Origin of the sequence: Micromonospora maris AB-18-032 (assembly GCF_000204155.1) — a bacterium.
GTDB lineage: Bacteria > Actinomycetota > Actinomycetes > Mycobacteriales > Micromonosporaceae > Micromonospora > Micromonospora gifhornensis.
Window position 1 is genome coordinate 35,588 of sequence record NC_015434.1, and the last position, 16,116, is coordinate 51,703.

At 70.4% G+C, this 16,116-nt stretch carries 12 protein-coding genes and 1 pseudogene; 10 read left to right on the forward strand and 3 right to left on the reverse strand.

Annotated features, from left to right (window positions below; all coding sequences use genetic code 11):
- Positions 1-78: 78 nt before the first annotated feature.
- Positions 79-858, forward strand: a complete 780-nt coding sequence (locus VAB18032_RS00195) for an SGNH/GDSL hydrolase family protein (RefSeq protein WP_043722454.1) — start codon at positions 79-81, stop codon at positions 856-858.
- A 54-nt stretch (positions 859-912) separates the two neighbouring features.
- Here the strand turns inward: VAB18032_RS00195 and VAB18032_RS00200 are convergent, their stop codons facing one another.
- On the reverse strand, positions 913-2,130 hold the full coding sequence (locus VAB18032_RS00200; RefSeq protein ID WP_158309484.1) for an LPXTG cell wall anchor domain-containing protein: 1,218 nt from the start codon (positions 2,128-2,130) through the stop codon (positions 913-915).
- Between the two features lie 122 nt (positions 2,131-2,252).
- Between VAB18032_RS00200 and VAB18032_RS00205 the strand changes: the two genes are divergently transcribed.
- The 7 genes and pseudogenes from VAB18032_RS00205 to VAB18032_RS00235 all read left to right on the forward strand — a co-directional run.
- Positions 2,253-3,143, forward strand: a complete 891-nt coding sequence (locus tag VAB18032_RS00205) for a sulfurtransferase (protein WP_043722457.1) — start codon at positions 2,253-2,255, stop codon at positions 3,141-3,143.
- Positions 3,144-3,390: 247 nt separating this feature from the next.
- Positions 3,391-4,017 carry a TetR/AcrR family transcriptional regulator gene (locus tag VAB18032_RS00210; protein ID WP_013730740.1) on the forward strand — a complete coding sequence of 209 codons (627 nt, stop codon included), beginning with the start codon at positions 3,391-3,393 and terminating at the stop codon, positions 4,015-4,017.
- A gap of 226 nt (positions 4,018-4,243) precedes the next feature.
- Positions 4,244-5,581 carry an acetyl-CoA carboxylase biotin carboxylase subunit gene (locus VAB18032_RS00215; protein ID WP_013730741.1) on the forward strand — a complete coding sequence of 446 codons (1,338 nt, stop codon included), beginning with the start codon at positions 4,244-4,246 and terminating at the stop codon, positions 5,579-5,581.
- Positions 5,582-5,667: 86 nt separating this feature from the next.
- Complete coding sequence (locus VAB18032_RS00220; protein WP_193386301.1) at positions 5,668-6,576, forward strand: hydroxymethylglutaryl-CoA lyase; 909 nt, start codon at positions 5,668-5,670, stop codon at positions 6,574-6,576.
- A gap of 203 nt (positions 6,577-6,779) precedes the next feature.
- Positions 6,780-8,312, forward strand: coding sequence for an acyl-CoA carboxylase subunit beta (locus VAB18032_RS00225; protein WP_043722467.1), 1,533 nt, complete (start codon positions 6,780-6,782; stop codon positions 8,310-8,312).
- Positions 8,313-8,398: 86 nt separating this feature from the next.
- Positions 8,399-9,547, forward strand: a complete 1,149-nt coding sequence (locus VAB18032_RS00230) for an acyl-CoA dehydrogenase family protein (RefSeq protein WP_013730744.1) — start codon at positions 8,399-8,401, stop codon at positions 9,545-9,547.
- Between the two features lie 112 nt (positions 9,548-9,659).
- A pseudogene (locus VAB18032_RS00235) lies at positions 9,660-11,399 on the forward strand (ATP-binding protein); the annotation flags it as partial.
- 272 nt (positions 11,400-11,671) lie between these two features.
- Here the strand turns inward: VAB18032_RS00235 and VAB18032_RS00240 are convergent.
- Positions 11,672-12,184, reverse strand: a complete 513-nt coding sequence (locus tag VAB18032_RS00240) for a MarR family winged helix-turn-helix transcriptional regulator (RefSeq protein ID WP_013730746.1) — start codon at positions 12,182-12,184, stop codon at positions 11,672-11,674.
- A gap of 103 nt (positions 12,185-12,287) precedes the next feature.
- Between VAB18032_RS00240 and VAB18032_RS00245 the strand changes: the two genes are divergently transcribed.
- Both VAB18032_RS00245 and VAB18032_RS00250 read left to right on the forward strand, forming a co-directional pair.
- The gene (locus tag VAB18032_RS00245; protein WP_013730747.1) at positions 12,288-12,869 is read left to right on the forward strand and encodes a YceI family protein; all 582 of its coding nucleotides are present in this window, start codon (positions 12,288-12,290) and stop codon (positions 12,867-12,869) included.
- Between the two features lie 338 nt (positions 12,870-13,207).
- Positions 13,208-14,686: a glutamate-cysteine ligase family protein gene (locus VAB18032_RS00250; RefSeq protein WP_013730748.1), complete on the forward strand. Its 1,479-nt coding sequence runs from the start codon at positions 13,208-13,210 to the stop codon at positions 14,684-14,686.
- A 4-nt stretch (positions 14,687-14,690) separates the two neighbouring features.
- Here VAB18032_RS00250 and VAB18032_RS00255 read toward each other — a convergent pair whose 3' ends face one another.
- A complete protein-coding gene (locus VAB18032_RS00255; protein ID WP_013730749.1) occupies positions 14,691-16,115 on the reverse strand; it encodes a hypothetical protein in 1,425 nt (474 codons plus the stop codon).
- Between the last annotated feature and the right edge of the window lies 1 nt (position 16,116).

Genomic DNA, 16,116 nt, shown 5'->3' on the forward strand with positions numbered 1-16,116 from the left:
TCCGACGTTAAGAAGGGGCCCTTCCTATACCGCAGGCGTTAAGAAGGGGCCCTTCCTTACTCCTCTGAAGGAGCAGTGGTGCGCTGGCGTAGTTACGTCGCGGTCGGGGACAGCTTCACCGAAGGTCTGGACGACCCCTATCCGGACGGCAGCTTCCGGGGCTGGGCCGATCTGGTCGCCACCCGGCTCGCCGCCGAGGCCGGTCCCGATTTCCAGTACGCCAATCTCGCCATCCGGGGACGTACGTTTCCGAACGTGGTGGCCGAGCAGGTGCCCATGGCGTTGGCGATGAAGCCCGACCTGATCAGCTTCGCCGCCGGTGGCAACGACGTGCTGCGTCGTACCTTCGACCCGGATGCCCTGGCCGCGCGCTTCGACCAGGTGGTGGGCCGGCTGCGCGCGGACGGGGCCGACGTGGTGCTGTTCCGGTTCGCCGACGTGACGCCCCGGCTGCCCGGACAGCGGCTCATCGGGCCCCGGCTCGCCGTGGTCAACCGCGCGGTCGGCGAGACCGCCGAGCGGCACGGCGCGATCCTGGTCGACCTGTACGCCGACGACACCTACCTGAACTCGACGCTGTGGAGCACCGACCGGTTGCACCTGTCTGCGGCCGGTCACCGCCGGGTCGCCGGCCAGGTGCTCGCCGCCCTCGGCGTCGGCTGCGACGAACAGTGGCTGCTCGTACCGCCGCACCCCGAACCGACGCCCTGGTTGTCGGCCCGCGCGGCCGACCTGCGCTGGGCCGGACAGCACCTGGCCCCCTGGATCAAGCGCCGGATCACCGGCCGCTCGTCCGGCGACACCCTGACCGCCAAACGCCCTCTGCTCGGCCCGCTCCCACCACAACCGCCTCGCTGACCAGGAAGCCGCCAACACGACGACTTCCTGGTCAGGCGGGTGACGCGAGGGCCGCTAGGCGTGCGGCAGGCGGTGCCGACGTCGGGCGAGCAGCAGCATCAGGCCGCCACCTGCCAGCAGGACGACACCGATTCCGGCGATCAGCGTGGTCGGCGACCCGGTGATCGGCAGCTCACCACCGCCACCGTTGCCACCGTCGTCGTCCCCGCCGCTGCGGGGCGCGGCGACCACGACGGAGAAGCCGTCCTGGTTGTCGCTGGCATCCACATCCGCCGCCGGTACGGCGACAGCGTTCGCCGGCAGCTTGGTACGCACCAGGTCGGACTTGGCGACGACCTCCTCGGTCAGGCCCTCGACCTGCACGGTCCCGCCCTGCAACGTGACGGGTGCCTTGGTGTCGGCCGGCACGGTCACCAGGTTGTGCACCTCGACGGCGGAGTGAACGTCGTCCCTGGGGTCGGTGTCCTCAGCGGCCGGTACGAGTGCGAGCGTGTCGTAGGTGCAGACCGCCGAGCGTCCGTCGGCGTCGATCGCGCACTCCTCGGGCGGCGCGGTGAAGGTGACGCCCTCGGGTAGGCCCAGCGTGACCTTGACCCCGCTGACCGCCTTCCGGCCCTGGTTGACGATCTGGTAGCGCACAGCGGCCGTCTCGCCCGGGTTCAGCGGCCCGGTCGCTTCGAGCTTGCCGTCCGCATCCACCTGCACCGACTGCTTCACGTCCGGGGCGAGCACCGACAGATCAGCCTCGGCCTCGTCGACGATCGTCAGCGGGAAGGTCTTCTCGACGTCGGGTGACCGCTCGCCCGCCCAGTACGCGTGCACGGTGACCACGAAGCTGCCCTCGTACGGCTCGTCCTGCACGCGGACACGGATGTCGAGCGGGATCTCCGTCGTCTCGCCGGGTCCCGGTATCAACCCCTCATGCGCAGGGGCAGCGATGTGGCAGTAGAAGTGTTCGGGCTCACCGTCGCACTCGCCGATGTCGGTGCCCGGGCCGGGCCACTGGACGGCGGCCTTCTCCCAGGAGTCCGGATCGGTGGGGCGGACGTTGAACTGCCACGCGGTCGGGGTCTCGTCAGTCGTCAGGTTGGTGAATCTCAGATGGATTCTCTTCGTTTCGACTCCCAGCGGAGCCGTCGTGCTGGTCAGATCGAAGGCGAACTTCGGCTCCGGGTCGACCGCAGCGGCGGGACCAGCGGGGAGAGCCGTACCGGCAAGGACGAGCAACGTGGCGGCCACCGTACGTGACAGCCAGCGACGACCAACAGCCACAGCGAAACCTTCCGAGGGAACGGCCAGTGTTTGTTGTCGACGATATTCGTGGTGGCCTCGTCGCGCTGTCCCGTCAGCGGAGCGTGCCACCCGGCAGCCCGCGACTGGGTACCTTGGGGATCATGCCTGTGCCGAGTGATCCCGATCCCCGACTCCAGTCCTACGCCGACCCGCAGCGGCTGGTCACCACCGAGTGGCTGGCCGAGCACCTGCACGACGAGGGTCTGGTCGTCGTCGAATCCGACGAGGACGTGCTGCTCTACGACACCGGGCACATTCCCGGTGCGGTGAAGGTCGACTGGCACCTGGAGTTGAACGACCAGGTGACCCGCGACTATCTGGACGCCGAACGGTTCGCCGAACTCTGCGCCGCCAAGGGCATCGGCCGGGACGACACGGTCGTCTTCTACGGCGACAACTTCAACTGGTGGGCCGCGTACGCCCTCTGGGTCTTCACGCTTTTCGGTCACGCCGACGTGCGCCTGCTCGACGGCGGGCGGCAGAAGTGGATCGCCGAGGGCCGGGAGATGACCCGCGACAGGCCCGACCGACCGCGGGCGCAGTACCCGGTGCCGCAGCGCGACGACGCACCGGTGCGGGCGTTCCGCGAGGAGGTGGCGGCGCACGTCGCGGCGGGCCGTCCGCTGGTCGACGTGCGTTCGCCGGGTGAGTACACCGGCGACATGCTGCACATGCCGGATTACCCGCAGGAGGGTGCGCTGCGCGGTGGGCACATCCCGGGTGCGGTGAGCAAGCCGTGGAAGTCCGCCGCCAACGACGACGGCACCTTCAAGTCGGCCGAGGAACTGCGCGCCATCTACGCCGACCAGCTCGGGCTGAGCCCCGACGACGACGTGATCGCGTACTGCCGGATCGGGGAGCGGTCCAGCCACACCTGGTTCGTGCTGCGCCACCTGCTCGGCTACCCGCAGGTCCGCAACTACGACGGCTCCTGGACGGAATGGGGCAACCTGGTCCGCGCTCCCGTCGTGAAGGGCCCGAACCCGACCTGATCCGTCGAGTCGATCATGGAGTTGCCGGACGCAGGCAACTTCATGATCGATCGGCGGTCGGCTGTCCGGTAGCGCCGGGCGGTGGGGGCCGGACGTGCCCGCCGGGGGTGGATTTGTCCTCTGGGCTGGTGCGGCGTGTCGCCCTGGGAGGGTTTTCGACAGCGCTGCCGGGCGGGCGTTCCCGGCAGGCGGACTGGCGGGTAACCGAGCCTGCCCCCCGTCATCGGCCTGGGTCTACGCTTGCCCGGTGACGGTGGAGCAGCGGGCCCGCGGCGCGAACAGCGGGGCCACGGGAACGGGGCGGCGCCGGTCCCGCAAGGACGAGATCCTGGAGATCGCGGTGGGGCTGTTCGCCTCGCGCGGCTACCACGGTGTGTCGATGGACGACATCGGCGCGGCGGCCGGGGTGACCGGCCCGGCGCTCTACCACCACTTCGCCGGCAAGGAAGCGATGCTTGTCGCCGCGCTGGTGCCGGTCAGCGAAGGGCTGCTCGACGGCGGTCGGCAGCGCGCCGCCGCCCACCCGGGCGATCCCCGCGCCGTGCTGGAGTCGTTGATCGACTTTCACGTCGACTTCGCACTGGCCAATCCCGCTGTCATCGCGCTGCACCTGCACGAGCTGGACCGGCTGCCCGAGGAGCCCCGACGGCGCATCCGGCGTCTTCAGCGGCTCTACGTGGAGGAGTGGGTCACCGTGCTGACCGCCCTGCACGCCGGGCTGCCCGACGGCGAGGCGCGGGTGCTGGCCCACGCCGCGTTCGGCCTGATGAACTCCACCCCGTTCCTCGGCGGCGAGGTCGACCGCCGCCGCCGGGCCGAGTTGCTGCGCGCCGCCACCCTCGCCGCACTTCTCGCCCCCACCGACCCCGCCTGAGCCTCCCGCGCCGCAACCGGCCTCGCCTGGGTATCCCGCGCCCCGACCGGAACAGTCTGAGCCTCCTGGCCCGCATCGGCATGCACCTGCCCCGACATGCCGGTCCACCTGCGCCGACGCGCCGCTTCGGCAGCACTGTCGCGGGCGGAGAGTGACCCGCTTCCTTGCTCCACGGCGGTACGCCTGCCTAGCATGCTGTCCCACCATCTGGACGCTCGGAGGACTCATGATCGAGTCGTTGCTGGTCGCCAACCGGGGCGAGATCGCCCGCCGGATCATCCGTACCGCGCGGCGGCTCGGCGTACGCGCGACCGCGGTGCACTCGGAGGTCGACGCCGATCTGCCGTTCGTGCGCGAGGCCGATGAGGCGGTCTGCGTCGGTCCGGCCAACCCCGCACAGAGCTACCGCAACACCGAGGCGATCCTCGCCGCCGCCGCGTCGACCCGTGCACAGGCCATCCACCCCGGCTACGGCTTCCTGTCGGAGAACGCCGACTTCGCCCGTACCGTCGAGGCCAGTGGCCTGATCTGGGTCGGACCTGGCGCGGACGCGATAAGCGCGATGGGCGACAAGATCAATGCGCGGAACCTGATGGCCGCCGCCGGGGTTCCGGTGGCACCCGGGACCACCGAGCCGGCCGCCGACCTGACGACGGCGCTGGCTGCGGCGGGCGAGATCGGCTACCCGGTCATGGTGAAGGCCGCCGCCGGCGGTGGCGGCATGGGCATGGGCGTGGCCGCCGACGACGACGCGCTGCGTACCGAGTACGACAAGGTGCGCGCGTTCGCCGAGCGGATGTTCGGCGACGGTTCGGTGTTGATCGAGCGCTACTTCCCCCGGGTACGGCACGTCGAGGTGCAGATCCTCGGCCTGGCCGACGGTCGGGTGGTCGCCCTCGGTGAGCGGGAGTGTTCGGTGCAGCGCCGCAACCAGAAGCTGGTCGAGGAGTCGCCCTCCCCGGCGGTCTCCCCAAAGCTGCGGGAACGCCTGCTCGCGGCGGCGGTACGGGCCGGCGAGGCGGTCGACTACCGCAACGCGGGCACGGTGGAATGCCTGCTGGTCCCGGGCACCGACGAGTTCTTCTTCCTGGAGATGAACACCCGGCTCCAGGTGGAGCACCCGGTCACCGAGCTGGTCTACGGCCTGGATCTGGTCGAGGAGCAACTGCGGGTGGCCGCCGGCCTGGCCCCCACCTTCGACCCGGACGCGCTCAGCCCGCGCGGCCACGCCATCGAGCTGCGGATCAACGCCGAGGACCCGAAGCGGTTCCTGCCCGGCCCCGGAGTGATCAAGACCTGGGTGGAGCCCACCGGTGAGGGCGTACGCGTCGACTCCGGCTACGTCGAGGGCAACACCGTGACCCCGTTCTACGACAGCCTGATGGCCAAGCTCGTCGTCTACGCCGACACCCGCCCCGAAGCGATCGCCCGCGCCCGCACCGCCGTGGCCGACTTCGCCCTGGCCGGCCCCAAGAACAACCTTCCCTTCTTCACCGAACTCCTGGACAACCAGGAGTTCACCGCCGGCACCTACGACACCACCCTGATAACCCGCATGCGCTGACCCCATCCGCATGCGGGTGGGGGTGCCATGCTCGGAGAGGACGAGGAGAGGTTGAGGTGCACAGTGAGGTGGCCGGGATGAGGGAACTGCCGGGGGTCGTGTCCATCCGGGAGGTTGGGCCGCGTGACGGGCTGCAGAACGAGGAGCCGATCCCGACCGAGGCGAAGGTGCGGCTGCTCGACGCGCTGTCCCGCACCGGCGTACGGCGGATCGAGGCCGTGTCGTTCGTGCACCCCAAGGCGATCCCGCAGATGGCCGACGCCGACGAGGTGTGGCAACGGGCCACGAAGGTCGACGGAGTTCGCTACTCGGCGCTGGTGCCGAACACGCGAGGCGCGCAGCGGGCCCTGGCCGCCGGGTTCACCGAGATCGAGGTGGTCGTCTCCGCCAGCGACACGCACAACCGGCGCAACGTCAACCGTTCCACCGCCGAGTCGCTCGACGACATCGCCGAACTGATCGACATGCTGCACGGTGCCGGCGCGCAGGCCGAGGTGATCATCGCGACCAGCTTCGGCTGCCCGTACGAGGGGGACATCGACCCGACCCGGGTCGCGGCCATCGTGGAACGGGTGGTCGCCGACGGCGCCGACCGCGTGGCCTTCGGCGACACCACCGGCATGGGTACGCCCCGACGGGTCCGTGACCTGCTCACCGCCGTACGCGACCGCAACGCGGACATCCCGGTGCTGCTGCACTTCCACAACACCCGGGGCACCGCCCTGGCGAACCTGTTGACCGCGTTGGAGTTCGGGGTGACCGAGTTCGACGCCAGCGTCGGCGGTCTCGGCGGCTGCCCGTACGCGCCGGGTGCCAGCGGAAACCTGGCCACCGAGGAGGCGGTGCACATGCTGCACGACATGGGCATCGACACCGGCATCGACCTCGACGCCCTGATCGACGCCGCCAAACTCGCCGAGGACCTCACCGCCCGCCGCCTCCCCTCCGGCGTCCTCCGCGCCGGCCCCCGCACCGCCCTGACCCCCCTCCCCTGAACCCCACACGCCCCACCCCTCCCCGCGCCGCCCCATCCACCCGCGATCTTGCAGTTTTTGTCGCCCATATGCGCTCCTTATGTCGATATGTGGCGACGAGAAGTGCAAGATCGCGGGTAGGAGGGGTGGGTGTGGCGTGGTGAGGGTGGGCGTGGGTGGGGTAGATTAACGATCGTTCAGGCTGGGCGTGGTGGGGAGCCGTGGTGACTGTTGACGGTGGGGCGCTGGAGCAGCTCGGTAAGCGCGTTCGGGCCGGTGGCGCGGAGAAGTATCACGCGGCGAACGCGGCCAAGGGAAAGCTGTTCGCCCGGGAGCGGGTGGCCCTGCTGGTCGACGAGGGATCGTTCGTCGAGGACGGGCTCTACGCCAACGCGCTCGCCGACGGGCTGCCCGCCGACGGGGTGGTGACCGGCACCGCCACCATCGACGGTCGCCAGGTCTGCCTGATGGCCAACGATTCCACGGTCAAGGCCGGCAGCTGGGGTGCGCGTACCGTCGAGAAGATCATCCGAATCATCGAGCGGGCGTACGACACCGGCGTGCCGATGGTCTACCTGGTCGACTCGGCCGGGGCGCGGATCACCGACCAGGTCGAGCTGTTCCCGGGTCGCCGCGGTGCCGGCAAGATCTTCTGGAATCAGGTACGCGCATCCGGCTCGATCCCCCAGGTCTGCGCGCTGTTCGGGCCGAGCGCGGCCGGTGGCGCGTACATCCCGGCGTTCTGCGACGTGGTGGCCATGGTGGACGGCAACGCCAGCATGTACCTCGGCTCCGACCGGATGGTCGAGATGGTCACCGGGGAGAAGACCACCCTGGAGGCCATGGGCGGGGCGAAGGTCCACTGCGCCGAGTCGGGCGTCGGGCACTTCCTCTGCAAGACCGAGGCCGAGGCGCTCGACGTGGTCAAGCGCTACCTGTCGTACCTGCCGGCGAACTGGACCCAGCAGCCGCCGACCGCCGAGGCGGTCGCCGCACCCGCCAAGGCGGACCTGGCCGCGCTGGTGCCGGCCAGCGAGCGGCAGGCCTTCGACATGCGACGGTACGTCAAGGGCCTGCTCGACGAGGATTCGTTCTTCGAGATCCAGGCGCTCTGGGCCAAGGAGTTGACCATCGGGTTCGGCCGGCTGAACGGCGAGGTCGTCGGCGTGGTCGGCAACAACTCGATGTTCAAGGGCGGGGTGCTCTTCGTCGACTCGGCCGACAAGGCGAGCCGGTTCGTGCAACTCTGCGACGCGTTCAACGTGCCGCTGCTGTTCCTCTCCGACGTGCCCGGCTTCATGGTCGGCAGCGCGGTGGAGAAGCAGGGCATCATCCGGCACGGCGCCAAGATGATCACCGCGATCTCCGAGGCGACCGTACCCAAGATCTGTGTGGTGGTCCGCAAGGCGTACGGGGCAGGCCTCTACGCCATGGCTGGTCCCGGCTTCGAGCCGGACGCGACAATCGCGCTGCCCACCGCGAAGATCGCGGTGATGGGCGCGGAGGCCGCGGTCAACGCGGTGTACGCGAACAAGATCGCCGCGATCGAGGACGAGGCCGAGCGGGCCGCCTTCGTCGCCGCCAAGCGTGCCGAGTACGAGCAGGACATCGACATCGTCCGGCTGGCCAGCGAACTTGTCATCGACGCGATCGTCGAGCCGCACGAACTGCGCGCCGAACTGATCCGCCGCTTCACCGCCGCCCGGAGCAAGGACCGGCACTTCTCCCGTCGTCGGCACGGCGTCACCCCCGTCTGAACCGGCGTCACCGTACGCATCAGCCAGCACCGGCACCGTCGAGGCGTCACGAGCGCTCGTCGGCCGTCCACACAGGAGGAACCCCGATGGACTTCCGGCTCTCCGAGGAGCACCAGGCGCTGCGCGACAGCGTGCGGGACTTCGCCCGCGAGGTGGTCGCGCCGGTCATCGCCGAGCACTACGAGCAGCACACCTTCCCGTACGAGGTCATCCGGCAGATGGGCAAGATGGGCCTGTTCGGTCTGCCCTTCGCCGAGCAGTACGGCGGCATGGGCGGCGACTACTTCGCCCTCTGCCTGGCGTTGGAGGAGCTGGCCCGGGTCGACTCCAGCGTGGCGATCACTCTGGAGGCGGCGGTCTCGCTCGGCGCGATGCCGATCTACCGGTTCGGCACCGAGGAGCAGAAGGCCCGGTGGCTGCCGAAGTTGCTCAGCGGCGAGGCGCTGGCCGGGTTCGGGCTCACCGAGCCGGGCACCGGGTCGGACGCCGGGGGCACCGAGACCCGGGCCGTGCTGGACGGCGACGAGTGGGTGATCAACGGTTCGAAGGCGTTCATCACCAACTCGGGCACCGACATCACCGCCCTGGTCACCGTCACCGCCGTCACCGGCACCCGGCCGGACGGCGCGAAGGAACTGTCCACCATCATCGTGCCGAGCGGTACGCCGGGCTTCACCGTGGCGCCCGGCTACTCCAAGGTCGGCTGGACCGCCTCGGACACCCACGAGTTGACCTTCGACGACTGCCGGGTGCCGGCGGAGAACCTGCTCGGCGAGCGCGGTCGCGGCTTCGCCCAGTTCCTGCGCATCCTCGACGAGGGCCGGATCGCCATCGCCGCGCTGGCCGTGGGCCTCGCCCAGGGCTGCGTCGACGAGTCGATCAAGTACGCCCGCGAGCGGCACGCCTTCGGCCAGCCGATCGGCAACTACCAGGCGATCCAGTTCAAGGTCGCGGACATGGAGATGAAGGCGCACACGGCCCGGCTGGCGTACTACGACGCGGCGGCCCGGATGCTTGCCGGCGAGCCGTTCAAGCGGCAGGCGGCGATCGCCAAGCTGCACGCCAGCACGATCGCGGTGGACAACGCCCGGGAGGCGACGCAGATCCACGGCGGGTACGGCTTCATGAACGAGTACCCGGTGGCCCGGTTCTGGCGGGACTCCAAGATCCTGGAGATCGGCGAGGGCACGTCCGAGGTGCAGCGCATGATCATCGCGCGTGACCTGGGGATGTGACCGGGGTCCGGTGACCGGGTGCGCCGGTCGCCTGTCGGGTTTCGGCATCGACCGGTCGGGTGGTTGACGCTCGCCTGCCGGATGTCGGGCCTGGCCCGTAATGTCCCGGACCATGACTTCGAGTCATGATCGTTCATCCGGGTGGATCGGGTCGTCCGGCCTTGCGGATCTGCTGCGGGGGCATCGCCGGGCCGCCGGCCTCACCCAGGCCGAACTCGCGACTCGTGCCGGCGTCGGCGTACGGACGGTTCGTGACCTGGAACGGGGACGCTCCTCGCGCCCGCAGCGCACCACCGTCGATCTGCTCGCCGATGCGCTCGACCTGTCCGGTGCCGCCCGTACGGCCTTCGTGGCCGCGGCTCGCAGAGCCGATGGCGGCACCGCCCGGGCCACTGCGGGTGAGCCGACACCCGTCCCGCCACCGCCCGAGCTGATCGGGCGGGAACGGGATCTGGCCGAGTTGGTCACCCTGCTGACCGAGCCGCGCGGACCTCGGGTGATCAGCCTGGTGGGGGTGGCGGGTGTCGGCAAGACCGCCCTCGCGCTGGCCGCCTGCCACGCTGTCGCCGCCGCTCGACGAGCGAGCCCGGTCGGGCCGCCGTCGGAGTCCGGTCGTCCGGGCGGTGTCAGCGGGCTGCACGTCGACGTCGGGTCGGACGTCGCCGACGTGTTCGCGGCCGCGCTGGGCGCCTTCGGAGTGTCCCGGACGACCGAGTTGACCGCCCGGATCGGCGACCCGACGCTGCTGGTGGATGCGGCCGAACGAGCCCCCGATTCGGTGGCCGGTGCGGTGCAGCGTCTCGTCGACGCCGTGCCCTCGCTGCGGGTACTAGTCACCGGTCGGCATCCGGTGGGGCTGCCGGACGAGTGGGTCCGACCGGTGTTGCCACTGGATGTGCCGGCATCGGGAGACATCGATCAGTCGGCGCTCGCCGCCTCCCCGGCGGTGGCGCTGTTCACCGCTCGGCTGGCGCAGGTCCGCCGGGAGCCACCGACCGAGACCGAACTTCCGGCGCTGGCCGCGCTGGTGCGGCGACTGGGCGGGCTTCCGCTGGCCATCGAACTGATGGCGGCACGCGGTCGACTGCTCAGCCTGACCGAACTGCTCGACCGCTACGGCGATCGGGTGCTGGACCTGGACATGGCGACCCGCAGCGGTTGGCCGACCGGTCAACTGCGGCCGGACGACACCCGGGCGGCGGTGGCGGGGACGCTGCGCGACGCGGTGGCGACGAGCTACCGGCTGCTCGACGACGAGGAGCGTGCGGCGCTGCGCCGGTTCTCCGCGTTCGACAACCGGTGGTCGATCGAACTGGCCGAGGAGATGCTCACCGGCACGGCCATCACCGCCGACCCCGTACGGCTGCTCAACCGGTTCATCGAACTGGGACTGCTGCACGTACGCGGGGATGGGCCGTTTCGCTTCCGACTGCTCGACGCGGTACGCGACTACGCCGTCGAACGGGTTTCCGGCGCCGGTGAGGCGGCGGTGATCCAGCGTCGGCACGCGCGAGTGATCACGTGGTTCGTGGAGCGCACCGCACCGGGCCTGACCGGGGCCGACGCCACCGGTGCGGCGCGTCGACTCGACGAGGTGTCCGGGGACATCAGTGCCGCGCTGGCGTACGCCGCGGTGGACGACCCATTGACCGCGTTGCGCCTGGCGGCCGGCCTGCCGCTCTGGTGGCGGCTTCGCGGGCGCGCCGGTGCCGGGCGGCAGTGGCTGCTGCGGCTGCTGGCCGACCCACGTACCGCCGAGGCCGACGGGGAACTGCGCCTGCGCGCGTCGCGCGGGGCGGCATCGCTCGCCGACGAGCAGGCCGCTGTGGTGGAGGACTTGCCGAAGGCCCGCGATCGGTCACGACAACGGGGGGTGGTGGCGCGGGCGAGGAAGCCCCCTGTTGCCACCCCTCGCTCATCGCCCGCGCCGGCACCCCCCATTGCGCCCCCGGTGACCCGAGACTAGCGAGACGGCGAAAGGCGACCTGTCGCATTTGGTGACCTATCGCCGTTTGTTCGATCGGTTCTGCCGCTCTTTCTGCCGCTGACGTCACCCTCGGCTGCTGGGCCGACCACCGATAGTTCGGCGGCGGGGGTTGAAAACGCGGCACCTGCGAACGACGATCAACAGGCGGTGGACTTGGCGTGCTCCGGTCCGGTGGCCGGGTCACCACTGCCGGCCGTGGCGCAGGGATGCACCGCGTCCCGCACCCGGCGCAGGCCGTCGAGCAGGGCGTTCAGGGCGGTCGGATCCAGTTGGCCGGTGAACCAGTCCTCGATGAGTTGGAGGTGACCGGGCAGGCACTCATCGAGCCGGCGCAGGCCGGCCGGCGTCACCACGGCGAACGAACTACGCCGGTCGGACGCGCAGGCACGTCTGACGATCAGGCCATCGCGTTCCATCCGGTCGACCACCCGGGTCACGCCGCTGGTGGACAGCGAGGTCTGGGCCGCGAGGTCGGTCATTCTCAGTTGGTTGTCGGGCGAGCGGGTGAGCCGGGTCAGCACCTCGAACTCGACCGGGGACAGCCCGTGTTCTTCCATCTGCGCGGCGAACCGGGCGGACAGCCCGGCATGTACCTCGAAGAGGAGGCCGACAGCCGTGATGCGAGAGTCATCGAACACGTTCGGGTTCACCAGGCCATCCTAGCAGTCCTTGACACGTGGAATGTTGTCGAGGGTATAGTTGCTTGGTCAGTCGTTGACCAAGCCAACATTCTCTACCGGAGGGCAGTCTCTCATGACCAGCAGCACCGAGTCGGTTACCCGCGAGTGGAACGGCCTGACCATCCCGGCGGCTGGCACCTACCTGCTGGACGCCGCGCACAAGCGGGTCGGCTTCATGGCCCGGCACATGATGGTGGCGAAGGTTCGCGGTGAGTTCACCGAGGCCAGCGCGACCATCACGATCGCCGAGGAGCCGCTGGAGTCCACGGTCAGCGCGACCATCCAGGCGGCCAGCATCACCACCGCCCAGGCCGACCGGGACACCCACCTGCGCAGCGGCGACTTCCTCGACGTGGAGAAGTTCCCCACGCTGGAGTACCGCAGCACCGGCGTGAAGTCCCACAGCGGTAACGAGTTCGTCCTCGCCGGCGAACTCACCATCAAGGACGTGACCCGCCCGGTCGACCTCACGGTCGAGTTCGAGGGTGTCGGCCGCAGCCCCTTCGGCACCGACATCTTCGGCTTCTCGGCGAGCGCCGAGATCGACCGTGAGGAGTTCGGCCTGACCTGGAACGTCGCCCTGGAGTCGGGTGGCGTCCTGGTCGGCAAGAAGATCAAGATCGAGATCGAGGGCGAGGCCGTCCGCCAGGCCTGACCTCTCGTACGCCCGACAGGCCCGCGCTTCACCGCGCGGGCCTGTCGGCTGTTCACCACCCCTGTGCCCTGGCCCCACCGTCCCAGGGCGCTGCCGTCGGTGCCAAATGTCACAGATTGTTCGTCAAGCTGTTCGTAGGCCACGACACCGGCGCTGGGTAGGACTTCTTCCGGCGTGTCCGAACTGGCCCGTCGCTGGTCAGAGCGGCGCTGCTCTGCCGGGGGACTGCGGCAATGGACCGATCTTCGGGACGGCCAGGTTCGGCGCGTCGGCGAGTAAGGTTCACACTGCGCTGCGGAACGGCACCGTTCCGTCGCGTCGCGCGCCGGGAGGAACACATGGGCAGGGACGTCGATCGGGCCGCATTCTCCCGCGAGGACCGGGTCCTCTACCGGCAGAAGGTCCGCCGTTGCCTGGACGTCTTCGCCCTGATGCTTGACGACTTCGGCTTCGACGCCGACCGGCCGATGACCGGGCTGGAGATCGAGCTCAACCTGGTCGACCCCGCAGCCGAACCCGCGATGCGCAACGAGGAGATCCTCGCCGCCATCGCCGATCCGCTGTTCCAGACCGAGCTGGGACAGTTCAACCTGGAGCTGAACGCCAACCCTCGACTGATCTCCGGTGCGGGCTTCACCGACTACGAACGCGGCCTGCTCGGCAGCCTCAACCGGGCGAGTGAGCGGGCGGCCCGGTCGGACACCCGGATCGTCCTGGTCGGCATCCTGCCCACGCTGACCGAGCGTCACCTGGTCGCCGACAACCTGTCGACGAACGAACGGTACCGGGTGCTCAACGACCAGATCGTCGGTGCCCGGGGCGAGGACATCGAACTCGACATCCGTGGTGTCGAACGGCTGCGTACGCACACCGACTCGATCGCGCCCGAGGCGGCCTGCACCAGCCTCCAGTTCCACCTCCAGGTCGCGCCGGACAGCTTCGCCGACTACTGGAACGCCTCCCAGGCGATCGCCGGAGCGCAGGTCGCGGTGGGTGCCAATTCACCCTTCCTGTACGGCCGGCAGCTCTGGGCGGAAACCAGGATCGCCCTGTTCGAACAGGCCACCGACACCCGTCCGGACGAGCTGAAGGCGCAGGGCGTACGACCCCGGGTGTGGTTCGGCGAACGATGGATCACCTCGATCTTCGACCTCTTCGAGGAGAACGTCCGCTACTTCCCGCCGCTGCTGCCGATCTGTGAGAGCGAGGACCCGGTCGAGGTCCTGCATGCCGGCGGTGTGCCCGAGTTGGCCGAGCTGCGACTGCACAACGGCACCGTCTACCGCTGGAACCGCCCGGTCTACGACATCATGAACGGGCGTCCGCACCTGCGGGTCGAGAACCGGGTGCTGCCGGCCGGCCCGACCGTGGTCGACATGTTGGCCAATGCCGCCTTCTACTTCGGGCTGGTCCGCGGCCTGGCCGAAGCCGACCGTCCGATCTGGAGTCAGCTCACCTTCAGCTCCGCCGAGGAGAACTTCCACATCGCCGCCCGACGGGGCATGGACGCCGTCCTGCACTGGCCCCGGCTCGGCGAGGTGCCGGTGACCAGGTTGGTGCTGGACGTGCTGTTGCCCATCGCGTCCGCCGGGCTCGACGCCTTCGGGGTGGCCCCGGCCGAACGCGACCGGCTCCTCGGCATCATCGAGCAGCGCTGTCGTACCGGCCGTAACGGGGCGGTCTGGCAGACGGCGACGGTGTGGGCCGCACAGCGGCAGCGGGGCCTGGACCGACCGGCCGCGCTGCACCACATGCTCCAGCGCTACGCCGAGCTGCAGGGCAGCAACGAGCCGGTGCACACCTGGCCCGTCGACTGACCCGTCAGCGGGCGCGACGCGGTGGTCGGGCCCGTCGGCTCGAAGCCTCCGGCCCGGCAGTGGCGCCGGTTGCCGGCTCGGCGTCCGGACCGGTACCCGAGCCGCCGCCGGCCTCGCCGCGGCTCGCACCCGAACGGTCCCGGGCCTCGGCGCGGCCCGCGCCCGCGCCGCTCCGGGCCTCGGCGGAGATGACCTCGGACGGCTGCCCCGCCGACGGCTCGGAGGTGCTGCGTCGGGTCGGTTCACCGCTGCCGCCCTGATCGCCGCTGGCCGGTGTGCCCGCGCTGTCGCGGTTGCCGCTGTCCGGTGGGTAGGCGCCACCGTGGTCACGGGTGGTCGGTATGTCCGTGCTGTCGCGGTCACCGCTGGTCGGGACGCCCGTGGCACCGGGGTCACCGTTCGTCGGTGCGTCCGTGCTGTCGTGGGTGCCGGGACGCTGTCGAGGCACCTGCGGGGTGGATGCCGCGTCGGTGGCCGGCTGCATCGACCTGCGCCGGGCGGACCGCTGGGCGAGCGCCGCGACGAGGACGGAACCGCCGACACCGACTATTGCCGCGTACGGGGCGATGAGGTGGGCGGACACCTGCTCCGGGTTGATCGCGGTCAACCTCGGTACGGCCAGGAAGTAGGCGACTGCCACCAGCAGCGGACCGGCCGCACCGGAGGCGGTGGCACCCACCCGGCGGTCGGCGTCGCGGACGCCTCGGCGGGCGGCCAGCGCGCCGATCACCAACGCCGATCCGAGGGAGAGAATCGCCCCGGGCCAGTAGAAGTAGTCCCGGATCCAGAACTGGTCGCTGTCGGAACTGAGCTGCCAGATGCCCAACTGGGCGGTGGTCAGGCCCCGACCGGCGAGCACCGAGTCGAGTACGGCGACGACCGCGAGCAGCCACAACCAACCGGCGGTGGCGATCACGTTGGTGGCCGCCGCCCGGCAGCGCAGTGACCAGAGGGCCACCAGCGCGCCGACCAGCACACCGACCGCGGCGTACCCGGCGGCCATGTCCCGCGGCGAGGGAGTGTCCGGTACCACCGCGACCCGGGCGGGTACGGCGACAAGCAACACGGTGATCAGCGCGCCCAGTGCGGCGGCACCGGCCAACGCGATGAACCACAGGCTGTCACCACCGCGCCCGTCAGTTGCCGGCAGTCGACCCGGGTCAGCTGCCGACTCGACGTCGGGTGTGGACAGCGCCGGACGCCGGTCCCGGAGCCGCTGGGCGCAGACCGCACCGAAGACGGTCGAGGTGGCGGCGATCCAGGTGGCCCAGATCAGGCTGGCCACCCAGGCGGCCGTGCCGGCGGTCGGTTCGGCCGGCGCCCAGTTCAGAATGCCCAGGCCGTAGCCGAATCCCAGTTGGGCGGCACCGGCGCCAGCTGCCACGCCGACCGCGGTGGCGATCGATCCTCCCCAGCCCTGTCTGGCCATG

Excerpts from the sequence above, each read along its gene's own strand:
- VAB18032_RS00205 (WP_043722457.1), top strand. The coding sequence starts at position 2,253 with ATGCCTGTGCCGAGTGATCCCGATCCCCGACTCCAGTCCTACGCCGAC.
- VAB18032_RS00215 (WP_013730741.1), top strand. The coding sequence starts at position 4,244 with ATGATCGAGTCGTTGCTGGTCGCCAACCGGGGCGAGATCGCCCGCCGG.
- VAB18032_RS00230 (WP_013730744.1), top strand. The coding sequence starts at position 8,399 with ATGGACTTCCGGCTCTCCGAGGAGCACCAGGCGCTGCGCGACAGCGTG.
- VAB18032_RS00245 (WP_013730747.1), top strand. The coding sequence starts at position 12,288 with ATGACCAGCAGCACCGAGTCGGTTACCCGCGAGTGGAACGGCCTGACC.
- VAB18032_RS00250 (WP_013730748.1), top strand. The coding sequence starts at position 13,208 with ATGGGCAGGGACGTCGATCGGGCCGCATTCTCCCGCGAGGACCGGGTC.
- VAB18032_RS00255 (WP_013730749.1), bottom strand. The coding sequence starts at position 16,115 with ATGGCCAGACAGGGCTGGGGAGGATCGATCGCCACCGCGGTCGGCGTG.